4 protein-coding genes are annotated in these 3,769 nt (G+C 72.3%); all 4 read left to right on the top strand.

Annotation, left to right across the window (positions count from 1 at the left end):
- Window positions 1-88: 88 nt before the first annotated feature.
- Window positions 89-1,186 carry a carbohydrate kinase family protein gene (locus tag AB8Z75_RS32230; protein ID WP_369208254.1) on the top strand — a complete coding sequence of 366 codons (1,098 nt, stop codon included), beginning with the start codon at window positions 89-91 and terminating at the stop codon, window positions 1,184-1,186.
- 207 nt (window positions 1,187-1,393) lie between these two features.
- Window positions 1,394-2,260 (top strand): oxaloacetate decarboxylase, encoded by an 867-nt coding sequence (locus AB8Z75_RS32225; protein ID WP_369208252.1) that lies wholly within the window; start codon window positions 1,394-1,396, stop codon window positions 2,258-2,260.
- Between the two features lie 185 nt (window positions 2,261-2,445).
- Window positions 2,446-2,778, top strand: a complete 333-nt coding sequence (locus AB8Z75_RS32220; protein ID WP_369208250.1) for a hypothetical protein — start codon at window positions 2,446-2,448, stop codon at window positions 2,776-2,778.
- Window positions 2,769-3,769: bile acid:sodium symporter family protein (locus AB8Z75_RS32215; protein ID WP_369208248.1), on the top strand; the 1,001-nt coding region annotated here is incomplete at its 3' end. The genes AB8Z75_RS32220 and AB8Z75_RS32215, both read left to right, overlap by 10 nt.

The raw sequence follows: 3,769 nt of genomic DNA, 5'->3' as shown, positions 1-3,769 counted from the left end.
TGCTCACCGTGCTCACCCTTCGTCAACTCGCTGTCCCCGTCCGTGGCAGGCACCCCGCGCCGCCCTCTCCCGGCCGCTCTTCGACCCGCTGGCCGCCGTCCGTGAGCCCGGCGGCCCCGACTGCGACGTGTATCTGACCGGGACCGTCTTCCTCGACATCGTCTTCACCGGACTGGACGCGGCCCCGGTGCGGGGGACCGAGTCGTGGGCACGGGGCATGGGGTCCTCTCCTGGCGGCATCGCCAACATGGCCACAGCGCTCGCCCGGCTCGGGCTGCGCACCTCGCTCGCCGCGGCCTTCGGCGACGACATGTACGGCGACTACTGCCGCGAGGAGCTGGAGTCCGGCGAGGGCATCGACCTGTCCCTGTCCCACACCGTGCCGGGCTGGCACTCCCCCGTGACGGTCTCCATGGCCTACGAGGGCGAGCGCACGATGATCTCCCACGGCCACGAGGCGCCGCCCCGGAACGGTGGGGCGGCCGGGACGGCGGGCGAGGCCGCTGACGGGGCGTACGACCCCGAGGCGCCGGAGTGTCCGCCCCCCGCCACCGCGTGTGTGGGTTCGCTCGTGCCGGGGCGGCCCCAGAAGTGGATCGCGGCGGCGGCCCGGCGCGGCAGCCGGGTGTTCGCCGACGTCGGCTGGGACGAGACCGGCCGCTGGGACCTGGCGGCGCTGGCCGAACTGCCCCACTGCGAGGCGTTCCTGCCGAACGCCGCCGAGGCCATGCGCTACACCGGGACCGACTGCCCGCGCGCCGCCGCGCACGCGCTGTCCGCGCATGTGCCGCTGGCAGTGGTCACGATGGGACCCGAGGGGGCGTACGCCGTCGACGCCCGCACCGGTGAGGCGGTCGGCGTGCCGGGGGTCGCCGTGGAGGCGCTGGACACGACCGGCGCGGGGGACGTCTTCGTCGCCGGCTTCGTCACGGGCAGCCTGGCGGGCTGGCCCCTCGCCGACCGGCTCGCCTTCGCCGGGCTGACGGCCGCCCTGTCCGTCCAGGAGTTCGGCGGCTCCCTCTCCGCGCCCGGCTGGCCCGAGATCGCGGCCTGGTGGCGCCAGGTGGGCTCCCAGCAGCCCGGTTGCGGGCACTACGCCTTCCTGGACCGCATTCTCACCGGCTGCGCGGCGTCGGCCCCGCCGAGGCGAGCGGTTCCCACACTGGGGTTCCGGCCACCGGAGTAGACCGTCCGTGCAGGTCGGCGAGGGGCAGCCGGTTGCGCGGGGTCCGGCGCTCGGCCGACCAGGGGGCACGTGCGTGTGTCGGAGAGTAAATGAACAGTAATGTTCTGTATAGGTATGCGCATGCCCGCAAGGTGTCGGTTGACCCTTTGCCCGGGCTCACACCGGTGTGCTCCACCTCCTTTCCCTCCCTCCCCGAAAGGACGCGCCATGCGCCACGGAAACGCGCTGCGCGAGGAAGTCCGCTCCCCCGGAACCACTCCGCTCATCGGCGTCTACGACATGTACTCGGCGTCCGTCGCCGCCCAGCACTACAACGGATTCTTCGTGTCGGGATTCGGCTTCGCCGCGTCGCACTACGGACTCCCCGACATCGGCTTCATCGCCTGGCCGGACATGGTGGCGTTCGTGGAACGGCTGCGCCTGGCCTTCCCCTCCCAGCACCTCCTGGTCGACATCGACGACGGCTATGTGGACCCCGAGGTCGCCTGCCACGTCGTCCAACGGCTGGAGAGGATCGGCGCGTCGGGGATCATCCTGGAAGACCAGAAACGGCCGCGCCGCTGCGGCCACGCGGAGGGGAAGCTGGTGCTTCCCCTGGAGGAGTACCTCGAGAAGCTGAACCTCGTGCTGGAGAGCAGGCAGGACCTCGTGGTGGTCGCCCGCACCGACGCCACGGAGGAGGCGGACATCCTGCGCCGGGCGGAGGCCCTGGCGGAAACCGACGCCGACGTCGTCCTCGTCGACGGGGTGCGCAGTATCGAGTGGATCCGCCGCATCCGGAAGGTCATCGGTGACAAGCCGCTGCTCTTCAACCAGATCGCGGGCGGAAAGTCGCCCAGGCTCTCCCTCACCGAACTGACGGAGCTGGAGTGCCAGGTGGCGATCTACAGCACCCCCTGCCTCTTCGCCGCGCACAGCGCGATCGACACCGCGCTCGGCGAGCTCAAGGCGGCCGACGGACGCCTTCCCGCCTTCCTCACCCCCGGCTCGATCGGCGTACGGGCCTCCACCGAGCTGCTGGAGAAGAACATCAGCCGCCACCACCCGCCGGCCTCCGCGCTCGTCTCCGTCTGAGCTCGCGGACCTGGCGCAGGTATCCACAGAGATCCGCAGGTATCCGCGAGTACCGCAGGTATCCGCAGTAATCCGCGGGGACTTCCCCGCGCACACTCCGCACACCCGCACGCACCGCGCGCAGGCGCCCCGCGCAGGGCGCCTGCGCCGACGTGCGGCCGGACCCGACCGGAAGGACGCAAGGGATGGCCCTCACCCCGGCAAAGGCGACGCACGCGGTGGCGCTCGCCGTCGGCCTGCTCTGTGCGGGAGGGACCGCGGGCGGCACCGCATGGGCCGCCGGCGCCCACGGCAGCGGCACGGAGACGCCCGGCGGACCGTCGCTGATCAGGATCGACAACACGGACGCCGACTCATGGCTGGAAGTGGACCGGACCCTGAACACGCTGGCCCCGCTGAGCAAGGGCACCGCGGGCAGCGACCACGACGGCGGAGGCGGCGCCGTCGAACAGCACGTGTCCGGCTCCCGGGACACGGGACTCCAGGCGGCCCCCGAAGAGGGCTGCTCATGCCGGTGAACCGGCTCGGCGCGGTGATGCGCCGCATGGACTGGTACGTGGCCGCCTTGCTCGGCACCGTCGCGCTGGCCGCGCTGCTGCCCGCCCGCGGCACGCCCGCCGAGACGGTCGGTGCCGCGACGAGCGTCGCCGTCGGGCTGCTGTTCTTCCTCTACGGCGCACGGCTCTCACCGAGGGACGCGTTCGCGGGACTGCGGCACTGGCGGCTGCACCTGCCGGTCCTGGGTTTCACGTTCGTCCTCTTCCCCCTGCTGGGCCTGGCGGCGCAGGCGCTGCCGACCAGGGTGCTGCCCGCCGAGCTGGCCACCGGCGTGGTGTTCCTGTGCCTGCTGCCCTCCACCGTGCAGTCCGCCGTGGCCTTCACCTCCCTGGCCCGGGGCAACGTGGCCGCCGCCATCTGCTCGTCCTCGTTCTCCAGCCTGCTCGGTGTGTTCCTCACCCCGCTGCTCGCCGCGCTGCTGCTGCACGGCGCAGCCGACGGCCAAGTGCGGTTCTCCTCCGCGCAGATGCTGAGCATCGGGGCGCAACTCCTGGCCCCGTTCGCGCTGGGACAGCTCGCGCGCCGCTGGATCGCCAGGTGGATCAGGCGGCATCGGGCCCTCACCACGGTGTGCGACCGGGGTGCCATCCTGCTCGTCGTCTACGCGGCCTTCAGCTCCAGCGTGAACAGCGGGATCTTCGACCGCCTCTCCGCTTGGCGGCTGCTCGCGCTGCTGGTGCTGAGCGTGGCGCTGCTGGCCGTGGCGCTCGGTGCTGCCGCCCAGCTGGCACGGTGGCTGCGCATCGAGCGGCAGGACCGCGTGACCATGGTCTTCTCGGCCTCGACGAAGAGTCTGGCCACCGGCCTTCCCCTCGCGACGGTGCTGTTCGCGGGGTCGGAGGTCGGCCTCGTGGTGCTGCCGCTGATGGTCTACCACCTTCTTCAACTGGTGGCGTGCGCCGCCCTCGCACGCCGCTGGGCGCCCAGGACCTCCCCCCACCAGGGCCCACC

It is taken from the genome of Streptomyces sp. PU-14G (genome assembly GCF_041028275.1).
Taxonomy (GTDB): domain Bacteria; phylum Actinomycetota; class Actinomycetes; order Streptomycetales; family Streptomycetaceae; genus Streptomyces.
Note: the sequence above shows the minus strand (reverse complement) of the source record. Positions and strands in the feature narration are given on the sequence as shown.

Coding starts and splice junctions, on each gene's coding strand:
- AB8Z75_RS32225 (WP_369208252.1), top strand. CDS start 1,394: ATGCGCCACGGAAACGCGCTGCGCGAGGAAGTCCGCTCCCCCGGAACC.
- AB8Z75_RS32220 (WP_369208250.1), top strand. CDS start 2,446: ATGGCCCTCACCCCGGCAAAGGCGACGCACGCGGTGGCGCTCGCCGTC.